Annotated in this window: 11 protein-coding genes; 5 read left to right on the top strand and 6 right to left on the bottom strand. The window is 49.4% G+C overall.

Annotation, left to right across the window (positions count from 1 at the left end):
- Positions 1 to 29: 29 nt before the first annotated feature.
- Together B9A24_RS00400 and B9A24_RS00395 are read right to left on the bottom strand one after the other, a co-directional pair.
- Positions 30 to 1,517: an IS1182 family transposase gene (locus B9A24_RS00400; protein ID WP_084443083.1), complete on the bottom strand. Its 1,488-nt coding sequence runs from the start codon at positions 1,515 to 1,517 to the stop codon at positions 30 to 32.
- A gap of 204 nt (positions 1,518 to 1,721) precedes the next feature.
- Complete coding sequence (locus tag B9A24_RS00395) at positions 1,722 to 1,958, bottom strand: hypothetical protein (RefSeq protein WP_084443080.1); 237 nt, start codon at positions 1,956 to 1,958, stop codon at positions 1,722 to 1,724.
- A 230-nt stretch (positions 1,959 to 2,188) separates the two neighbouring features.
- Here B9A24_RS00395 and B9A24_RS00390 point away from each other — a divergent pair, with 230 nt between their 5' ends.
- Positions 2,189 to 3,532: a patatin-like phospholipase family protein gene (locus tag B9A24_RS00390; protein ID WP_084443078.1), complete on the top strand. Its 1,344-nt coding sequence runs from the start codon at positions 2,189 to 2,191 to the stop codon at positions 3,530 to 3,532.
- A 232-nt stretch (positions 3,533 to 3,764) separates the two neighbouring features.
- Here B9A24_RS00390 and B9A24_RS00385 read toward each other — a convergent pair whose 3' ends face one another.
- The 3 genes from B9A24_RS00385 to B9A24_RS00375 form a co-directional block, all read right to left on the bottom strand.
- The gene (locus B9A24_RS00385; protein WP_143434662.1) at positions 3,765 to 5,591 is read right to left on the bottom strand and encodes a ComEC/Rec2 family competence protein; all 1,827 of its coding nucleotides are present in this window, start codon (positions 5,589 to 5,591) and stop codon (positions 3,765 to 3,767) included.
- Between the two features lie 12 nt (positions 5,592 to 5,603).
- Positions 5,604 to 7,739 carry a gluzincin family metallopeptidase gene (locus B9A24_RS00380; protein ID WP_143434661.1) on the bottom strand — a complete coding sequence of 712 codons (2,136 nt, stop codon included), beginning with the start codon at positions 7,737 to 7,739 and terminating at the stop codon, positions 5,604 to 5,606.
- Positions 7,740 to 8,278: 539 nt separating this feature from the next.
- Positions 8,279 to 9,754 (bottom strand): Dyp-type peroxidase, encoded by a 1,476-nt coding sequence (locus B9A24_RS00375; RefSeq protein ID WP_084443072.1) that lies wholly within the window; start codon positions 9,752 to 9,754, stop codon positions 8,279 to 8,281.
- A gap of 538 nt (positions 9,755 to 10,292) precedes the next feature.
- Here B9A24_RS00375 and B9A24_RS00370 point away from each other — a divergent pair.
- The 4 genes from B9A24_RS00370 (at position 10,293) to B9A24_RS00355 (ending at position 16,473) form a co-directional block, all read left to right on the top strand.
- Positions 10,293 to 11,261, top strand: a complete 969-nt coding sequence (locus B9A24_RS00370; RefSeq protein ID WP_084443070.1) for a tyrosine-type recombinase/integrase — start codon at positions 10,293 to 10,295, stop codon at positions 11,259 to 11,261.
- Positions 11,262 to 11,355: 94 nt separating this feature from the next.
- Complete coding sequence (locus tag B9A24_RS00365) at positions 11,356 to 14,784, top strand: hypothetical protein (RefSeq protein WP_143434660.1); 3,429 nt, start codon at positions 11,356 to 11,358, stop codon at positions 14,782 to 14,784.
- A 2-nt stretch (positions 14,785 to 14,786) separates the two neighbouring features.
- Positions 14,787 to 15,248: a response regulator gene (locus B9A24_RS00360; RefSeq protein ID WP_084443067.1), complete on the top strand. Its 462-nt coding sequence runs from the start codon at positions 14,787 to 14,789 to the stop codon at positions 15,246 to 15,248.
- A gap of 4 nt (positions 15,249 to 15,252) precedes the next feature.
- Positions 15,253 to 16,473 (top strand): phosphorylase family protein, encoded by a 1,221-nt coding sequence (locus tag B9A24_RS00355; protein ID WP_084443065.1) that lies wholly within the window; start codon positions 15,253 to 15,255, stop codon positions 16,471 to 16,473.
- Positions 16,474 to 16,804: 331 nt separating this feature from the next.
- On the opposite strand, the gene B9A24_RS00350 is transcribed toward B9A24_RS00355, so the two are convergent.
- Positions 16,805 to 17,066: helix-turn-helix domain-containing protein (locus tag B9A24_RS00350; protein WP_143434659.1), on the bottom strand; the 262-nt coding region annotated here is incomplete at its 5' end.

Genomic DNA, 17,066 nt, shown 5'->3' with positions numbered 1-17,066 from the left:
TGGCTGTTGCAGAACACCCCACGGCCGCTTCAGGCTGCTTGCGCCCACGGCTGGTCCGCAGTTGGCAGGCGGGGTAACGGCAGGGCGACCGCTAGCTGTTGCGTTCGTTGGGGACGGTGCGTGAGCAGCTTTTTGAGGTTGTAGGCCAGGGCCGTGAGCAGCATTGTCTTGTGGGCACTGGCCAGCCCACGCGGGTTGAGTCGCCGTAAGCCGTAGTGGTGGAGCAGTGTGCCGAAGACCGGCTCGACGGTGCTTTGCCGCACCCGCCGCAGGTACTGCCCCCGGCGGCTCTGCTGGCGCTGCCACGCCCGTTGGTAGGCCGCGTCGTAGATGGTGCGCGTGAGGCGTTTGCACTTCGCCTTTGCGATACAAGTCGGTTTACGCGCACATTGCTTGCAGTCGGCATAAGCGGCCGAGTACAGTTTGACCCAGCCCCCGTCAGCCGATATTTCATAATGTTTGAAGGACAGTGTTTTAGCGGCCGGGCAAGTAAAGCTGTCAGTACCCACGTCATAGGTAAAGCCTTCTACGACTGGCTTGTACTGCCCGAATACGGGTATCCAGGCCGTTATGCGTTGCCGCTCTAGCAGGGCATAGTTGGAGCCGTTGGCGTAGCCGGCATCAGCTAACAGGTCGCGCAACGTCAACTCGTGCGTGCGCAAGCGCTGCTGCAAACCGGTCAACAGTCGGGGCAGATGCAGGCTGTCGCGGCTATCGGCTAGATCAGCTTGCACGTGCGTGATGAGGCCGTGCCCCGTGTCCACGGCCAGGCTACAGAGGTAGTTAAGCGCCCGCGCTTTGCCGGGTTTGACCGAGATGCGGGCCTCGGGGTCGGTGGGACTGTAGTGCGTTTTATTGCTCACCAGCCGGGCCTGGGCGTGGCGAGCCCCCAAATGGTCTGGGGTTTGCTGGCGTTTAGCCTGCCGAGCCGCCTCGCGGCGCAGCTGGTGGGCCGGTGCCGAGCGCACAGCGGCTGGGGCGAGCGCCTCCACTGGTTTGCCGACCACGCTCAGGCCGGGGGCTGTCTCCCCGGCTGGGCGCTTCTCCTGTAAGCTGTCGAGCGAGGCATTGGCTTTCACGGGGGCCGAATCGATAGCTTGGCGTTCACCCGCCACGAGCCCCTGGGCGACGCACTGCGCAAAGACCCAGTCGAATAGACGCTCGAAGAGGGCTGTGGGGTAGCGCTGGCGCGTGCGACTGATGGTGGAATGCCAAGGCAAGTCTTCGTCAACTTCGTAGCCCAGAAAGTAAAGAATATCCAGGCGCAAGGCGCACTGACCTACCAAGCGCCGGTCACTGATAATGTTCTCTAACCGGCCGACGAGCAGTAGTTTAAAGAACACGACGGGGTCGAGCGAGGGGCGCCCAGTGGCGCCATAAAGCAGCTGAGTCTCGTGATAGAGGAAATCCCAGTCCAGCAGCTCGCGCAAGCGGTGGTAGAGATTGTAACGGGGCACGCGTTCGGATAACCGGAACTGCGGGCTGGCTTTGTCGGTGAAGTGTTTATGGCCTTGCATGTGGTCCTCTACGAGCCTTAGACCCCATGCTACCCACTTCTGCAACAGCCACGTTCGTTTCACTGTACATACCAGGCGCGTTGTGTCGTCCGGAAAAAGTTGACCGTTGTCTCGTTCGGGTCCTCATTTAAAATAGTAGGGTAGTCGTACGCTTGTCTATCAGCAGTAGATCTGCCGAGTCCAACCATCCGCTTGCTCTGCTGCTTACTTCTCTGTGTTGACCGGCTGTGGCTTCGGCCATTGTTGTTGCTGCGCCAGGGCCCGCCGCACCTCGGCGGCGGAGTGTAGCTCGTGTAAATACGGCCGGGGGGTTCGGTCGGGCTGATAGCGGGGGCGGCCCGTGTGGGTAAGCCCGGCATAGCGAAATACCTGCGTTTGCCAGTGCGAGAAGTGGCCAACCGCCCGCTGCTTTTTCTTGCCCGGCCCGACGGACAGCAGCACCCATTAAGCGAATACAATCAGCAAAACAACCTAACGTATTCACTTTCAGTGGTACCACTGATATGAAAGTAAAGCCAAGCCAGTAATTTGGCTAACACCATCCATTGGGCGAGAGCAGTGCCTTTACAGTTTCCAAAAGGCGAAGCAAGTTTTTTCGTGCTCCCACCATTGAAAAGAACTTGCCCCAACCGACATGTCGCACCCCCAACGGGTAGATTAGATGCCGCTGCATGTTTAAAAAATATGGCTTGTTCATCTTCCATTTAACCATGCCTATTATCAGTTCTGGCGTTACCTATCGATTTGGACTTGCCCTTTCCGGGGGAGGGTACCGTGCGGCTGCATTTCACCTGGGAACGCTTAGAAAGCTGGAAGAATTGGGCCTGTTGTCCAAAGTAGATGTCCTTTCCACGATCTCAGGTGGGTCCATTACCGGGGCCGCCTATGCGCTACATTCAGGCAGTTACGCCATTTTTCACGATTTCATGGCCGCAGCCCTACAGCGATGCAGTGTGATTGGCTACGTGTTGCGGTCGAAAGTATTCATACGGTTTGCCCTGGGCCTGGTGGGCTTCCTCGTGCTCAGTGGCGGGTTGCTCTTCACGCGGTGGGCCCCGTTGTCGGTGTTGCCCTTGGGGCTGGGTTTGTGGCTAATTCTCAGGTTTCAGTTTCACTTGCTGCCCATCAGCAGGGAAATTGAAAAGGCCTATAACGCTTACTTCTTCCAAGACCGCACCCTTGGGTCGCTGAAAGAAGTTCCAAAATTGGCCATTGGCTCTTCCAATTTGGAAACGGGCCGGCCATTCACCTTCTCCAGACACTGGATGGGCGATTCTACTTATACGTATTCCGAGCCCGCCATACGATTTGTGGCCGAAACCTTTCCCATTGCCCGGGCCGTGACGGCATCGTCGTGCGTGCCGTTTGCATTCGACCCCGTGAGCATTACCCCTCCTTTTTTTAAAAACCCAGAGGATTACAAGCGCATAACCCCCCAACTCATCGACGGCGGGGTGTACGACAACCAGGGTATTCAGAAATTGACCCAGCCCAAAAACCGCTTTGCATGCGACCTGATTGTGGCTTCCGATGCCGGTGGGGGCATGGATTTTGCCGGCAATTACCGCAATACTGCTGCTTTGTTGCTGCGTACCGTTGATCTGTTCATGAACCGCATCAAAAATGTACAGATGGCGGCCAGTCTGTTTCAGAATGTAGCTAGCCGCAACACACCCATAGCGTACTTATCGCTGAGCTGGGAGTTGTCCAAATGCATACCCGGCTTTGTTACCAATATGGCGCACGGCAATGTGTTGCCCCAAGTGCTGGCCGCTCGCCAACTGCTACCGGCTTGGATCGAGCATCCGAAAGAGAACCGCGCAGCCATTGAGGAACACCTACGCAAGCAAGTGAACTATGCAACCATAGCTGCCCGTGACCTGACACCTGACCGTCTTGCATTGGCTAGCGGTGTCCAAACTAACCTGACGCCCCTGACGCCGCACCAGTTCAACGCCCTGGTCCAGCATGCTGAAAACCTCACCGAGCTGCAAATCAAGCTGTACTTGCCCTGATTAAGAGCACCTCGGCCCCTTGGTTTGTCGCAAGTTGCAGACCCATTGGTGGGGCATGCCCATAGCCCACTTATACTTGAGGGCAAACCCACTATTTTCGTGTATGGCTCGGGCCATGACGGATTTTCGATGCCGCGGGGAGGTGTGCAGAACCGCGCCAAATGAATAAAAATTGAGCGTGGTTTACCCTGAATATGTTGATTTACATGCTTTTGAAGTTCGGGGGTCTGTCTTAATCAGAGTCTAACGATAAGGTCCAATCAACGAACAGGGTGTTTCCTGTGGGGTTGGTATGCGCACCCCACTTGACCCGGTCTTTCAATGGGGATCTGGTCGTGCGCTCCTTTGCCAATTCAACGCCCCCTAGTTGATGGCTCTCGGCCATATCCGCTCGGACGTAGGGGATATCTCGGTCATCTAAACGAGCCAGTAAATCATCAAAGGGTATTCTTTTCCACCCAAATGCCAGTGCAGTGGTTGCATTCACTGGTATCATGCTGTGCAGCCCACGGTTGCTTAGCTTATTGATTCCTTTGGACTTAGGGGTAGCATTTTCACTCCCGTGGTGGCCCATCTTATAAAAAATCGTATTGGCAAGCAGTCCTTCTACGGTTACCATCTGATTGATCTTGGCATCCAGCGGTTTCCAAACATACTGTCGCTTGTCGCTGGATCTGGTCCGATCTTTTTCCCAATCTTCCCACACTCCGTATTCAGCGTCGCCGGAAAACAACAACACTTCTTTTGTCTGTTCGATTTCTATAGCCAGAACGAGGCTGGTGTTGTTAGTTCCGGTGTTCAACCTCAGGGCCATGTCATCGGCTTCAAGCAAATAGTTCATATCTATTCGTCGCCACCCTTCCAACTGGTGGGGTTTTTTATTAGCGTCGAAGTAATTCTTATAAACTTGCGTTTTCTGAAATCGCTTAAAAATGTCTTTCACTTGTTTGCTCTCGGCAGAATCCGCCTCCCGCTTACGTGGCTGAGCCTCCCCCTCACACATGGGTCTTACGACACTGTGAGGGATTTGCCCAGTCTTTAAGTCCACGGGCAGGATGAACTCTTCGGTGAACGGGGATTTGTGTACGTAATACCAAAAATCCTTGGGATCAGCTTGGGATTCTTCAATTAAAATGCTGTCTCCCAAGTCATAAAAATCCCGGGACCCGGACGAGTGCAAAGTGGTTTGCCAGTCTTGGGGCTCGTTGACTTTGATAATGCTTAGATCTTTAGGTGGGCCCAATACAAATATCTTAACCCCCTCAAAAGCCGTGATACCTTCGCTGGCTGTTTGATTTATGCCGACCACGTTCCCCTCATGAACCTGGCCTTGAGCGTCTGTATACCCCGGCCTTAAATAGCGCACGTTGGTAGCCTTTACCTGCTCAATTAAGGCCTTGTAGACGGGGTTTAGGGTGTAGTCTTCAACAGTGCCGGATTCGTCTGGCTTTTTGAACTTTTCGTCTGAACCAAGCATCGCAAAGTCGAATTCGGTCATCAATTTTAACCGCTCCGCGAGTTGCTCGGCGCTGGTCTTGCTGGTTCCCCCCGGGTTGGACAAGGCCGCTGTTAAGTTGTTTTCCTGCCGGTTCGGGTTGCTTTGTGTTTCTTGTTGTTCACGGTGTCGCAAACTGTTGATGCTTTTCACCACTTTTTCCAAGGTCGTTTTGGTGCGCGACTTATGTTGCCGCCAACTTTGAGCTACTGGATCGAGCGGATCCTCCGTCCAAGCAAACCACACCTGACCAAACTTGAATTTATCCAGTTGGTCTTTGGCCAATTTAAATCCCGAAATGTGGTCTTGGTGCTCGTGCGTAATTGCGAGCACATCCACAAAAGGCTGGGTTTGCTCTCTGCCCGGCAGCCCCAACAGATAGGCAGAAATATTGCGGGCGATGGCCTGCATTCGTTTTTTATTGCTGGGCCGAACCCCAAAATCGATCCACAGGGTCTTCCACGATTTTAACCCTTTCTCCTTGCCGTACTGAAAAGTAAGTAGAAAGCAATCGCCGAAGCCCGTATTGTACATCCTTACCGAGACAGAACTGAGTTTTTCCATATCAACATCAAATCAAGCATGACGGTGGAGCATTGCAAACGGCTCGTAGTTGCTCATGTCCTTCGGCCAATTTGCCGGGGCAAAGGGCGACTCCCCTTCGGATAAATTTGCAGTATAGCGACGCAACAGTTCATCAACCAGTCGGCTCGAGCTGATTTCGTTATGAAATCGTCGCATTATGCCTTTGTAAATGACCCGAATGATGTTCTTATCAATGTCTAGTATGATTGTCGTGCCGCCGCGAAATTCATACACCTCTGCAGGTTCGGTGGTGTCTTTCACTATAACACTAACCGAACAACGCTGCATGAGGGTGAGGATTACTTGATTGAGCACATTGGCTTCCGGTCCCACCCGTTGCGCGCGGTTGATTGAGTGAACTTCAAAAGTGGGTTGTTTATCCTCATCCAAGTCAATGCTCACGTCGGTCACCTCGAGCACGTCGCTGTGAGCGTTGCGGCGCAGGGATAGGGCCTGATTGATTGCCTTTATGCTCAGTGTGCGAAATTCCTCGTAATCTGCAACAATGAACAGGATGCCCGTCAAGTTCTGAAGAAGTCGCAGTCCGGCCGGTCCCAGCGTCGGAATTTCAAGCTCCAGCACTTTTTTAAAATGCTTGGATCTATCGAAAAGCGCTTCCCTGCTTTCGAGCAACAGTGCCGTTTCGTTGAAAAAATCGCGCAAAAATTTGGTTAGTTGGCTGATCGAGGCGTCAATCTCTTCTTTCCATGCTTTCTCGTCCGTGTTTTCGTGCAAGGCATTGCCCAACTCTCGGAGTTGGGCTACATTAAAGCTGGAATGTGTCAGGCTTTGCACTGAAAGCGTATAAATGCCTTCCGGATAAATGCCCCAGCGCTTGAAGGAGTCGATGAGGGCAATGCGGTAGTTTAAAGTGTCATCCGACACTAAATCCACATCCGCTGTAATCATGGCCCGCAAAAGCTCGCCAAAGGTGGTGCCAACGGGCGGGCAATAGTCCAGAGCCCGGATGAAAATGGATAGAAAGTGCCGGGCTACTCTGGCCGCGTACGCGGCCAGTTGGCGCACTAAATCGGGGTGGATTTCTCCTTCGGGCAGCACCCCCCGCCCCTCGGTGGCGATGCGAAACAGGTCGGCCGTGCCCCGCTCGTAAATGCTTAGGAACGCGTGGAACATGGCTGCCACCAAAATACTGCCGCGTGCATGTGGTTCCTGGACATCCGCCAAGGCTTGGGGGTTGGGCACGGTAAGCTTGCCGTCAGCCCCAAAGGTGATGGCGTTGCGCAGGGAATTGTACCGGCCGATGGCCCACCCGAATTGCTGTGCGAGTTGCGACAACCAATGGTTACCAGCCAAATTGCCACGGGTGCGGGCAATTTGGTTTTCTAAAATATCGGGAAACGTGAAATGCTGAAAAAGGGCCACAATATCGGAGAAAGCTTCGTGCACAGCCAAGGTGTCTTCGTGGATCGGCAAAACATACCGTTTGTGAATGCCATCAATGAGGGCGTGCGTCACTTCATGGGCAACGATATCGTGGGACAAACACGAAAACACCAAACTTCCCGGCATGACCAAACTGCGATCGCTGGGGCGGGCTGAAAAATAGCCGAACAGTATGGATTTCTTGAGCGAACTGTAGTAGGCGTTGGCCCCGCGAAAAGCGTGCGGATAAAGGCGCAGTCGCTCCACAAACCTCTCTGAAGTGCTAACTTCCTTTCCATTGGTTTTTTCCGGATCTCGCGAGGACCACTGCACCCGCCGACCCAAAGCCTTTTCAAAATGTTGGATTGTAAGCATGCCCACTGCGTAGACCATCTGTTGATGAAACTGCGGGTTGCTTTCCGAAGGAAACAAGCCATCTTGCGCCAGCAACTGCGGGTCATCCAAGTCCACGGGTGGATAAAACACGCTACTGGAGGGGTCAACATCGATTACTTCCAAGTATTCGCCAATGGGACCTGGCTGTAACACTTCCCAGCGAATGGGATAAACCAAAATATTAATCCCGCTGCTGTCTAATTTAGTAGAAAAGCTAGGATCAAACGCGTAGCCACGAAGCCGACGGTACGCTGGTTTTAGGGCATTATGACCAATATTGAGCGGGTGGCGATTTTTCATTTCGAGATTCAAGCCTTCTATTTCTCTAAACCCGATAATGGTCGTCACACGCTCTGGTTACCTCTCAAGGTTTAAGTGTTCTTTGTAGAGGACAATCCTAGGTTTAAGTTCCAATGGCCGCGGCGAGGCCGTATTGGTTTCGGACGGCGATTGGTGTCATATGATAACGGACAGGAAGCGCCTCCCAAGGTCAGGTGCAGGGTATCACCACTCGGGTGGTAGTTGAACTCAAATGATTTAACGCATGCTCATACCGGTAATCAGGCGGCGGCCGTGGCAAGACTGCCTTTCCCGACCGCAACCCAAGTGTTTAGCGTTCGTGAACCGCCCGACCTCTCGACGAATAACGACTATCAAGGTTCACTTAGCGCACCAGGCAGGGTGCGCGCCTGCCGGTCACAAGGCAAAAATTTGCGTTTACGCTCTCCGTTGCATGCGCCTAACCAGAGGCTCTTGCCCGTCGGTCGGGCCGCTGCCCGTTCGCCGGCCGGGTAATAGCCAGGCCGGCACGTTCAGGCGCGGCTGGGCTTCGGAAAGGAAGGCGTTATGTGAGGCTCCGCACCCGGATTTTGAGAAAGGGCGTGCTGCTAAGTAGTTAGCGGCGGATCCGCGTCAAAAGGACTGGCAGGGCTATTGGGATGGAGCACCAGTTGCTTCAGGAAGCTCAGGGACGGGGCAAAGAAATATTCCCCCCCCTTCAACGTTACGAACCCACCGAAAGAGCTTGCGCCCACAATCGTTGCGGGCTTGTTGTACTGTTTGGCGTACTTCTGCCGATGGTTAACAAACGTGCCTTGGCCGATCACGCCGTCTTTTCCCGTCGGCCCTTTGGGAGGACCGGCGTTGACGAATTGATCGTTGTTTACCCAGGTTTTCTGGATGAATTCGAACTGGTTGCCCAGCCGGCTTTGGAAACTCATGAACAGCAAGCCCACGCCGCCAGTGGGCATTTGCGCCACCGTGGCCTCGTTCGGGTGGACGGCCCGGTGACCGTAGATGATGCCGCGGCGGGCCATCATGTGGGCCTTTTCGCTGTCCAACGAACCGGGCGCTTCCCCGCGCGGGTTGCTTTTGCGGATGTGGGCGTGGAACGGGCACTTCGCGCCGGCGGTATCCTGGCCGTAGTTAAAGTTGTTTACGGGCGGAACCCCCGCTTCGGCCGCGTGCAGCGTCACGGGCGTGCCGTTTTCGAACCGCCCCACGACCATCGCGCCGGCTAGCTCGTTATCGGCGTTCCCGAATAACTCCCGGCCCAATGCCTCCTCGCGTTGGTTGAATCCGCGCACGTTCTGCTCGAGCTTGCGGAACACGAAGTAGCTGCCTAACGCGTTCGCGTGGTGCCCGCCCGGGTCCGGGACCAAGACCAAGTTGAGCGGCATGAGTGGGTTCCACTGGTCCACGGGGGTGCCGGTGATCTCTTCGTGGAAGAACTTCGGCTGGCTGATGCCGTCCACGTACCCAAAGTGTTCGATGTCCTCGCCGTCGCTGTTCTTGATGCCGTCGCCGTGCTCGACAGCTAGGACCGTTGCCAGGCCGTCATGGCGCAACGCCCCCACGATTCCCCGCGCTTTGAGGTCGAGCCGCAGGCGGTCCGGTTCCCCCAAGGCCACCAAAATCATGCCGTGCACTTCGTCCCGATAGCCGGGATCCCAGCTGTCAACCGGTGCGTCGTGCAAGGCCAGGTTGGAGGCCTTCATGCCGGCCCGGAACTGCGGGTCCGGCGGGGTTTGAGCGGGCTTGATGCCCAAGTGATTATAGGCCGACGCACTCAGCAGCAGGCCGATCACAAACCGCTGTACGTGATCAACTTTGGTCTGGGCGGTGTCTTGCTTCTGGCGTTGCGCCGACGTCACCTCGGTGGCGGCAAAATGCTGAATGAACCGCTTGGCCTTGTCCCGCTGGCCGGGGTTAAACCGGAAAAAGATGTGGGACGTGTGCCCGCGGCCGTGCGATTTGAGGATGTTGCCCTGAATTTGGTCGGCCAAGGCGGTGAACTCGGGGCCGTCGAAGCTGACGCCCCGGCGGGTTAAATCCACGGGGAGGATGGGAGCCGGAGCGAGCATGAGCGAGGGGGTTAAGTGGGAAGAAGGAAAGGAGAAATGTGTTAGCGGCGGGCATTGGGGCATTCAAGGGGACCGGCCTGCCGTGCCCCGCCGTCCGAATGGACTGGTTTTGCTGATGCACGCTCGTGTTAGCGTGCCACCAGGAGTCCATTCGCGGCAGCATCTCCACAAGCAGCATCTCGTGAATCGCGTCGTGTGTCTACTCGCGCGGTGAATTTGGGAAGAGGTGGCGTCACGGGACGTACCCGGGCAGAAGGCGTTCGCTTTACTACGGGGAGAGCAAGTGCCAAAAGGCCTGCGCCCACGGATGGACCGGGCTTCACGGCGTGGTTGAGCGGGAGGCGGTGCAGGGCCCGGACCGGAAGCGCAACGCAATACTACTTCTTTCGGGGGCCTAACGCCTCAGTGCCAGCACGGAATTTCGTCGCTCCATTGGGTTCGCGCTTGAAAGCAGATAAGGACTGATAAGATTTACTTATCAGTCCTTATCTTAGCCCCGTAAAAACAGTTACTTTTCGCCTCGCTACTCCTTATTTATATGGCCACCGACAATCAGTTCCCCGTCGTTCCGTCTGGGTCCTCTGCCCAAGTGCCCGCGCACCTGCTGGAATCGACCCACCGCTACGTCGAGAGTGGCCTGCGCGGAGCGGCCAACACCATCCGCGCCTACGCCGGCGACTGGCAGCGCTTCACAGCCTGGTGTCAACTCCACGGGATGGCATCCCTGCCCGCGCCGGTCGAGGCCCTGGCGGGCTTCCTCACGGAGCTCGCGGACTCCAGTAAGAAAGTGTCCACCATCCAGCGCCATGCCGCCGCCATCGCCAAGGCCCACGAGCTGGCCGGGCTGGACTCGCCCACTACGGATAAGAAAATCAAAGTGCTGCTCAAGGGCATTGCCCGCGAGAAAAAGACACGTATCAAGCAGGCGGCCGCCTTTTCGCTGGCGTCGTTCAAGCGCACCATCAACAGCATGGACGTGACGACGCCCACCGGTTTGCGCAACCGGGCCCTGCTACTGCTGGGCTTTACCGGGGCCTTTCGGCGCTCCGAGCTCGAAGCCTTGAACATGGAAGACTTGGCCTTCGACGAGGAAGGCCTCGTGGTCTCGCTAGACAAAAGCAAAACCAACCAGCTGGGGCAGGCCGAAGAGAAAGCCATCTTCTATTCGCCCGACCCGGCCCTGTGCCCCATCCGCTCCTTGCAGGCCTGGCTGCGGGTGCTCGATCGCACGGAGGGCTGCGTGTTCGTGTCCCTGCGCAAAAACCAACAGGTCACGTCCCGCCGCCTGACGACCAAGTACATCAACCTCATTGTCCAGCAGTACCTGGGGCCTGGCTACACGGCCCACTCCCTGCGGGCCTCCTTTGTGACGGTGTCCAAGCTTAACGGGGCCGACGACAGCAAGGTCATGAACCAAACTAAGCACAAGACCAGTGCGATGATCCGCCGTTATACCCGCCTCGATAACGTGCGTCATCACAATTCGGCCAAAGAGTTAGGATTGTAGGATACTTTTCATAAGATAAATGATTCTACTTAGTAACATATAAAACAGCTGCGCGAATTCTTTAATATTGTTTAAGTATTTTAAATAAAAAGAATTGAAAAACAACACTCCAAGTTCAGAAAACAAAGCAAGGCTTGCGTTTAGAAGCGGGATGAATGGCGCAAAGAATAAGATGACTTTCTTAATCGAATCTCGTCAATGGTTACCATATACGCTATTTACTGAATCTATATCATGGCTTCATAAGCAGAATAAATTATCAATTGCTTTTCACTCACCCTTCCCAAGTTCATTAATTGAGCTTGGGGCATATTTACCACATCGTCCAGTTTCATTAAAAAGAGAACTTGAATGGTCAAAGTCGCTCATTAATGTTTATAACAAGCAGATTCAAGAATACATCTTTCTAAGGAAAAAAGTACAAGAATTAACTTTGCTGGGTAATTTTTCCAATGCAATTGATACATTAACGCTAATTCAGAAACAATTTGGATTCTCATTTTGGTGGATAAAATATTCATTAGCTTTACACCAGTTAAATAAAGGCATAGAGTCACAAAAGAAGTTGGCAAACAACTTTAAAAACCAATTTGCTTCACAAAGTGCCTCGCGTTATATAATTCATCAATTAAGCATATTAAACGAACCCTCAGTAACACCTAGCAGATTTGTTGATGAAATAAAAGAAGAAATAAGTGGTTTTTCGCTTACTAATGATTGGAAGCTTAAACTTATCTATCACATAACTGGCGAGGCACAACAGACTTTAGAAGATGCACTGCAAATATTAAGGCTGTCAACTGCCGATTCATTAATTGACACGTATGAAGCATTTATAAATATCAGTCAAGTTGCATTTATTACAGAAATTAGCAACCAAGACAAACAAGTATTATTAAACTCTTTACTTAATATTAATCTCTCAATTAAAGATCCGAGAATAGACTCTCTACTTTTCGCACTATCACTAGGCGAAATAGGTAAGCCAGAAATAAAATATTTACAAAATTCGAGCAGGCAATTGGTTAAAGACAATAATAGTGCTGTTAATGAGCGCACAATTATATTTCAACCATGTGTTGGCAATTTGATATCAGCATCTTTAGAAAACCTTAACAAACCAGGCAAAGACTTATATACGCGCTTATCTAGCTACTTATCTGCTGTCTTATTTAAGACTAAAGATGCGGATCTTTCTGCAACGGAAATAGATAGGATAGCCTTAATGTTACCAGGGCTTGAAGTGGCGAGCTTAGTTCGAGCAATAGCCAAGTATGAGCTTCAGCCTGAACCAGCAGGCAGACAGTATATAATAAAAGAGATAATTGAAAACAAAACTCTGTTTTTTAAAAACCAATTTAATTATACTTTCTCCTCTGCTTTATCTTTTCATCCATTAATATTAAAATATATACCTAGCGATATTTTAACTCCTTTGACTTTATATGCTCTCAAAGAAAGTGATATTTCAAAATCAAATTTTCTGTGCACAACTTCTGAAGTTGATGAGCAAAATGTTTATCAAGAAAATGAAAACATATACAACCGAGCTCTTTTTGCTTTAAATAACGAAAGTTTTGATCAATGTATTGAGCTGGCACAAGAACTAATCCAATCAAATACTGGATATTATGAAGCAAGTGGTATCAAGCTTTTGATCTACAGTTTATTAAAAAAGGGTAATTTTATTGAAAGTATTAATACTGCTACTAAGTCATACTTAAAGAATCCCGAACTAGCACACATATTACCTATTCGAGAACTGGCAGATCGAGTTGACAAACAGTTACGTCGTGATATGAAATCCGATTTGTCGCTCACAATATTATTCGATATCTATACTAGAACAATTGATGGGGCCTACGAAAGTATATTACGTAAGTCAGTATCCGCTGCACTTTTTGGAAATGGGGTTACACGGCCCTCGGAATTAAAAGACAAAGAAGATGAGTTTGATAATGCACATTTGATATATTTTTTGAAATATACTTGTCTACCAGAAATAATCTACATAGCTGGAGATTATACTGAAGGAACATCATCTTTATTAGAAGAAAGAATTAAGATACTTAAATGGCTAATTGAATTAGATCCCAGTAATTTATTAGAATATGATTCTGAGATATTAGATTATACAAGAAAAATTGTTTTGCAAACTAGAAGGGTTGAAGTAGAGCAAAGTAAAATAGAATATAACCTTGAAGGGCTTATAAGAGCTGCTGAGAAAACGGTAAAAGAAAACTATGAGCGGTATATAGCATACATTAACGCTGGCATTGAGAACAACCCCAATGGGGAGCCACTGCAAAGATCATCCAAAGCTAGTATCCCTTTGATTCCGATTTCAATCCCAATTAATGAAGTAAGTGAATTATTAAAATCAATTGCAATAGACTTAATGGATATTTTTGTAAAGGACAGGAACTATGGAATGGACGGCTTCTTAGCCACTCGCATTAGGCACAACGAGCTCGAGAGTGAAATGTTAAGCTCTGTAATTGCGCTTAAACTTGTAACTACAAGAACTTTAGAAGGCAAGTATAAATTTAATGAATACTGGTTGAATGAAATCAAGACTCAAATGCCTGACAAAGCAGACAACCTACATTTACATCTAAGTGAATTTGCCTATAGCTATGACAATCTCATTAAGGAAATCAATGAACAATGGGTAAGAATACGTAGAGATTCAAATGATTATGGATTGATTGAAATAAGCAATAACTCTATAGATTACGATAATTTAGTTACTATAATTAACGACAGAAAATTAACATTTATAGATTTATGCAGCTTACTGTTTCATACTTTCTTCACAATTCTTGAAATTGGTCTTAATACGATTAGGCAAAAATTAAACAATGAAGCAAAAAGTCGAGCAATTACTTTAGTAGATACTCTCGAGCTTCAAGTCTTAAACACTGACTTTCATAATACTACCCTACTTAACTCAGTCAGAGAATTAAGAGTGACCATTCCTAGATCTATAGATAAAATTATTTCTTGGCTCAAACCAAGCAAGGAAAACTCTAATGAACCTTTAAGATTTGACTATATCATACAGATTGCTATCGATATGGCAAAGCATTATAATCCAGGATTTAGTGCAGAATTACATTTAGATGAGACGGAAGGATGTCATGTTGAAGGTATATATGTGAATGCTTGTACTATTATTTTTATGATATTATTCCAAAATACGATTAGACGAGCTGGCCTTGGCCACCATCCATCTGTTGTTGTTAAATGTAATGTAATCGATGACAATATTCGATGCTGTGTAATTAACCGTATTGGTCAAGAAATTGATATTAATCAAACAATAAAAAAGGTTAATTGTGTAATGGAAAGCTGCGCTGATGAATCATATAGAGAAAAGGCACGAGGCGAAAGCGGAACAGGGCTTTATAGAATTTATGATGCTATAAAAAATGTAATCAAATGTGAACCTAATTTAAACATCATTGTAACTAATGACAGGACTTTTGAAGTAAGTTTCCAACTTCCTCAAGCAAAGCAATAACAATGGAGCTTTTATTAATTGAAGACAACGAGCATAAAAGTTTACGAATTCAGGAGTTCTTAAACAACGCGTTGAAAAACACAAAAGTTACAACTGCAAGTTCTGTACAAGCTGGACTCCAAAAAATCCGTGCTTCTGCTCCAGATTTGATATTACTTGACATGAGCCTGCCCGCCTTCACATATACAAATAACGATAATGGTTTCCAGCATAGCTCTTATGCAGGTAAAGATATACTGGAATACCTGGATAGTTTCGAAATTAATATTCCCGTAATTGTGATTACTGCTTTTACCACTTTTGGTGAGCAAAAAAACGCTTTAACTCTAGAAGAGTTAGACTCAGTGTTTGTTAAAGATTATCCCGAATACTATATAGGTAGTGTATGGTATAGCTCCTTAGAAGATGGTTGGAAAAGCAAACTCTTAACTCTTATTAATTCAACTCAAAGAGAAAACAATTAGTAGCATGTTAAACATTCTGATTTTGGAGGATAATTCTGCAAAACTTGCTGAAATTTCTCAAGTTTTATTACAAACTACATTAGTCGATCACGACTCTATTGAAAGTGTTGGCGATGCATTATCTGCTAGAAAGAAAATAAAATCCGTTTCTTTTGATCTGCTTATACTTGATCTCTCTGTTCCCGAAATGTTGGGAGAACATCCTAATCAAGATGCTGGAATCAGGTTACTTCAAGACTTAATCGATGATGATGATTTGCAGATGCCGCAGAAAATTATAGGGCTAACAGGGTATATAGAATTAGCAGCTAGCGCAGCTGCTAGATTTCAATCATATGGCATTGTTTTAGTCCATTACGTTCAAAGGTCCACAGAGTGGCATACGCCACTTATAATGCAATTAAGACAAATATCAAGCTGGTTATCAGCTGAAAGAACAGTTCAGTATTCCTACCAAGATTACTTAGGGATTGTTTGTGCTCTAGATGTAGAATTTGATGCAATTCAAAAACTGCCTTGGCATTTTGAAGAGATAAAAGTTCCTGGTGACCCTACGTTATATATTAGAGGGCACTTTTTTCAAAATGGGAAAAAACTTGATGTTGTAGCCGCTTTGTGCCCCCGTATGGGCATGAGTGCTGCTGCTATTACATCCCTCAAGCTCATTCAAAATTTTAGACCTAAAATTTTGGCAATGACTGGAATCACTGGTGCAATTCGTAATCAAGCACGTTTAGGCGATGTAATCGTTGCAGAGGAGTGCTGGGATTGGGGTATGGGTAAATGGATAAAAAAGGACTCAGTGACAACTTTTATTCCAGGTCCACATCACATTAGCTTAGATTCTGGATTACAAGGCGCTGCTCTAAGGCTAAGCAGAAATACTCATGCTTTAAACCAGATCCGTGAACTCTGTGATGGCACTAAGCCTGAAACCACTTTCAGAGTTTTGATAGGGCCAGTAGCTTCAGGTTCTGCTGTCATTTCAACACAAGAAATGACAGAGAATATTCACGCTCAACATAGGAAGCTTATTGGAATTGAAATGGAGGCTTATGGTTTGTATAGTGCTGCTTCCGAAGCTCCCCATCCTAGACCAATACCAATAGCTATCAAAGCAGCTAGTGATTTTGCAGATGATCAGAAAGATGACAATTATAGAGTTTTTTGTGCCTCCGCTAGTGCTCAAGTGCTACGTTATTTAGTAGAAAATGGCTTCGATTAAACTAGCCCTTTAGTATCGAAAGGTAAAGGTTATCGGTACTAAGTTGCCGGTTTTATTAGTGGCGCTGGCGCAACAATCTGGTTTTCTACCATGCGGCCTCATCGCTGGGCTTGTGCCTTCACGTCAGGGATGACCCTGTGTTGCTTAACCGGGTGGGCCATCTGGTAGGGGCTCCCTCCCTGCGCGGGCTGCAAACCAACTAGACCCGGCCCGGTGAACCCTTCTTGAACCCTCTCAGGCTAGCCAAGTCTGCGTTATAAAGCCCCTTAGGAGGCTAACAATCCCTTATTCGCTGGCTAACGCACCGTCTTACCTCGTCCCGGTGCGCCCTTTATGAACCCTTTAGCACGTACTCCGTGCCCACGCCCGTGGTGCCTGACTTTTGCAAAAAGCCCAACCGGTCCAGCTCGTTGAGGAAGCGCGTGGCTGTGGATTTACTTACCCCCGTTAGCCGCTGCACGGCGGAATTGGTAACGCTCCCCACGGACTGCACCAACAGCACGATTTTAATCAGTTCCTCGCGCAGCCCCTGCTGCCGCAGCGCCGCCTCGGTGTACTTGAAAAACTCGACCGTGCAGGCCTTCTTATAGCAG

Origin of the sequence: Hymenobacter roseosalivarius DSM 11622 (assembly GCF_900176135.1) — a bacterium.
Taxonomy (GTDB): Bacteria; Bacteroidota; Bacteroidia; order Cytophagales; family Hymenobacteraceae; genus Hymenobacter; species Hymenobacter roseosalivarius.
This window is presented reverse-complemented; position numbering and strand designations above follow the sequence as displayed.

Coding starts and splice junctions, on each gene's coding strand:
- B9A24_RS00400 (WP_084443083.1), bottom strand. CDS start 1,517: ATGCAAGGCCATAAACACTTCACCGACAAAGCCAGCCCGCAGTTCCGG.
- B9A24_RS00390 (WP_084443078.1), top strand. CDS start 2,189: ATGTTTAAAAAATATGGCTTGTTCATCTTCCATTTAACCATGCCTATT.
- B9A24_RS00385 (WP_143434662.1), bottom strand. CDS start 5,591: ATGGAAAAACTCAGTTCTGTCTCGGTAAGGATGTACAATACGGGCTTC.
- B9A24_RS00375 (WP_084443072.1), bottom strand. CDS start 9,754: ATGCTCGCTCCGGCTCCCATCCTCCCCGTGGATTTAACCCGCCGGGGC.
- B9A24_RS00370 (WP_084443070.1), top strand. CDS start 10,293: ATGGCCACCGACAATCAGTTCCCCGTCGTTCCGTCTGGGTCCTCTGCC.
- B9A24_RS00360 (WP_084443067.1), top strand. CDS start 14,787: ATGGAGCTTTTATTAATTGAAGACAACGAGCATAAAAGTTTACGAATT.
- B9A24_RS00355 (WP_084443065.1), top strand. CDS start 15,253: ATGTTAAACATTCTGATTTTGGAGGATAATTCTGCAAAACTTGCTGAA.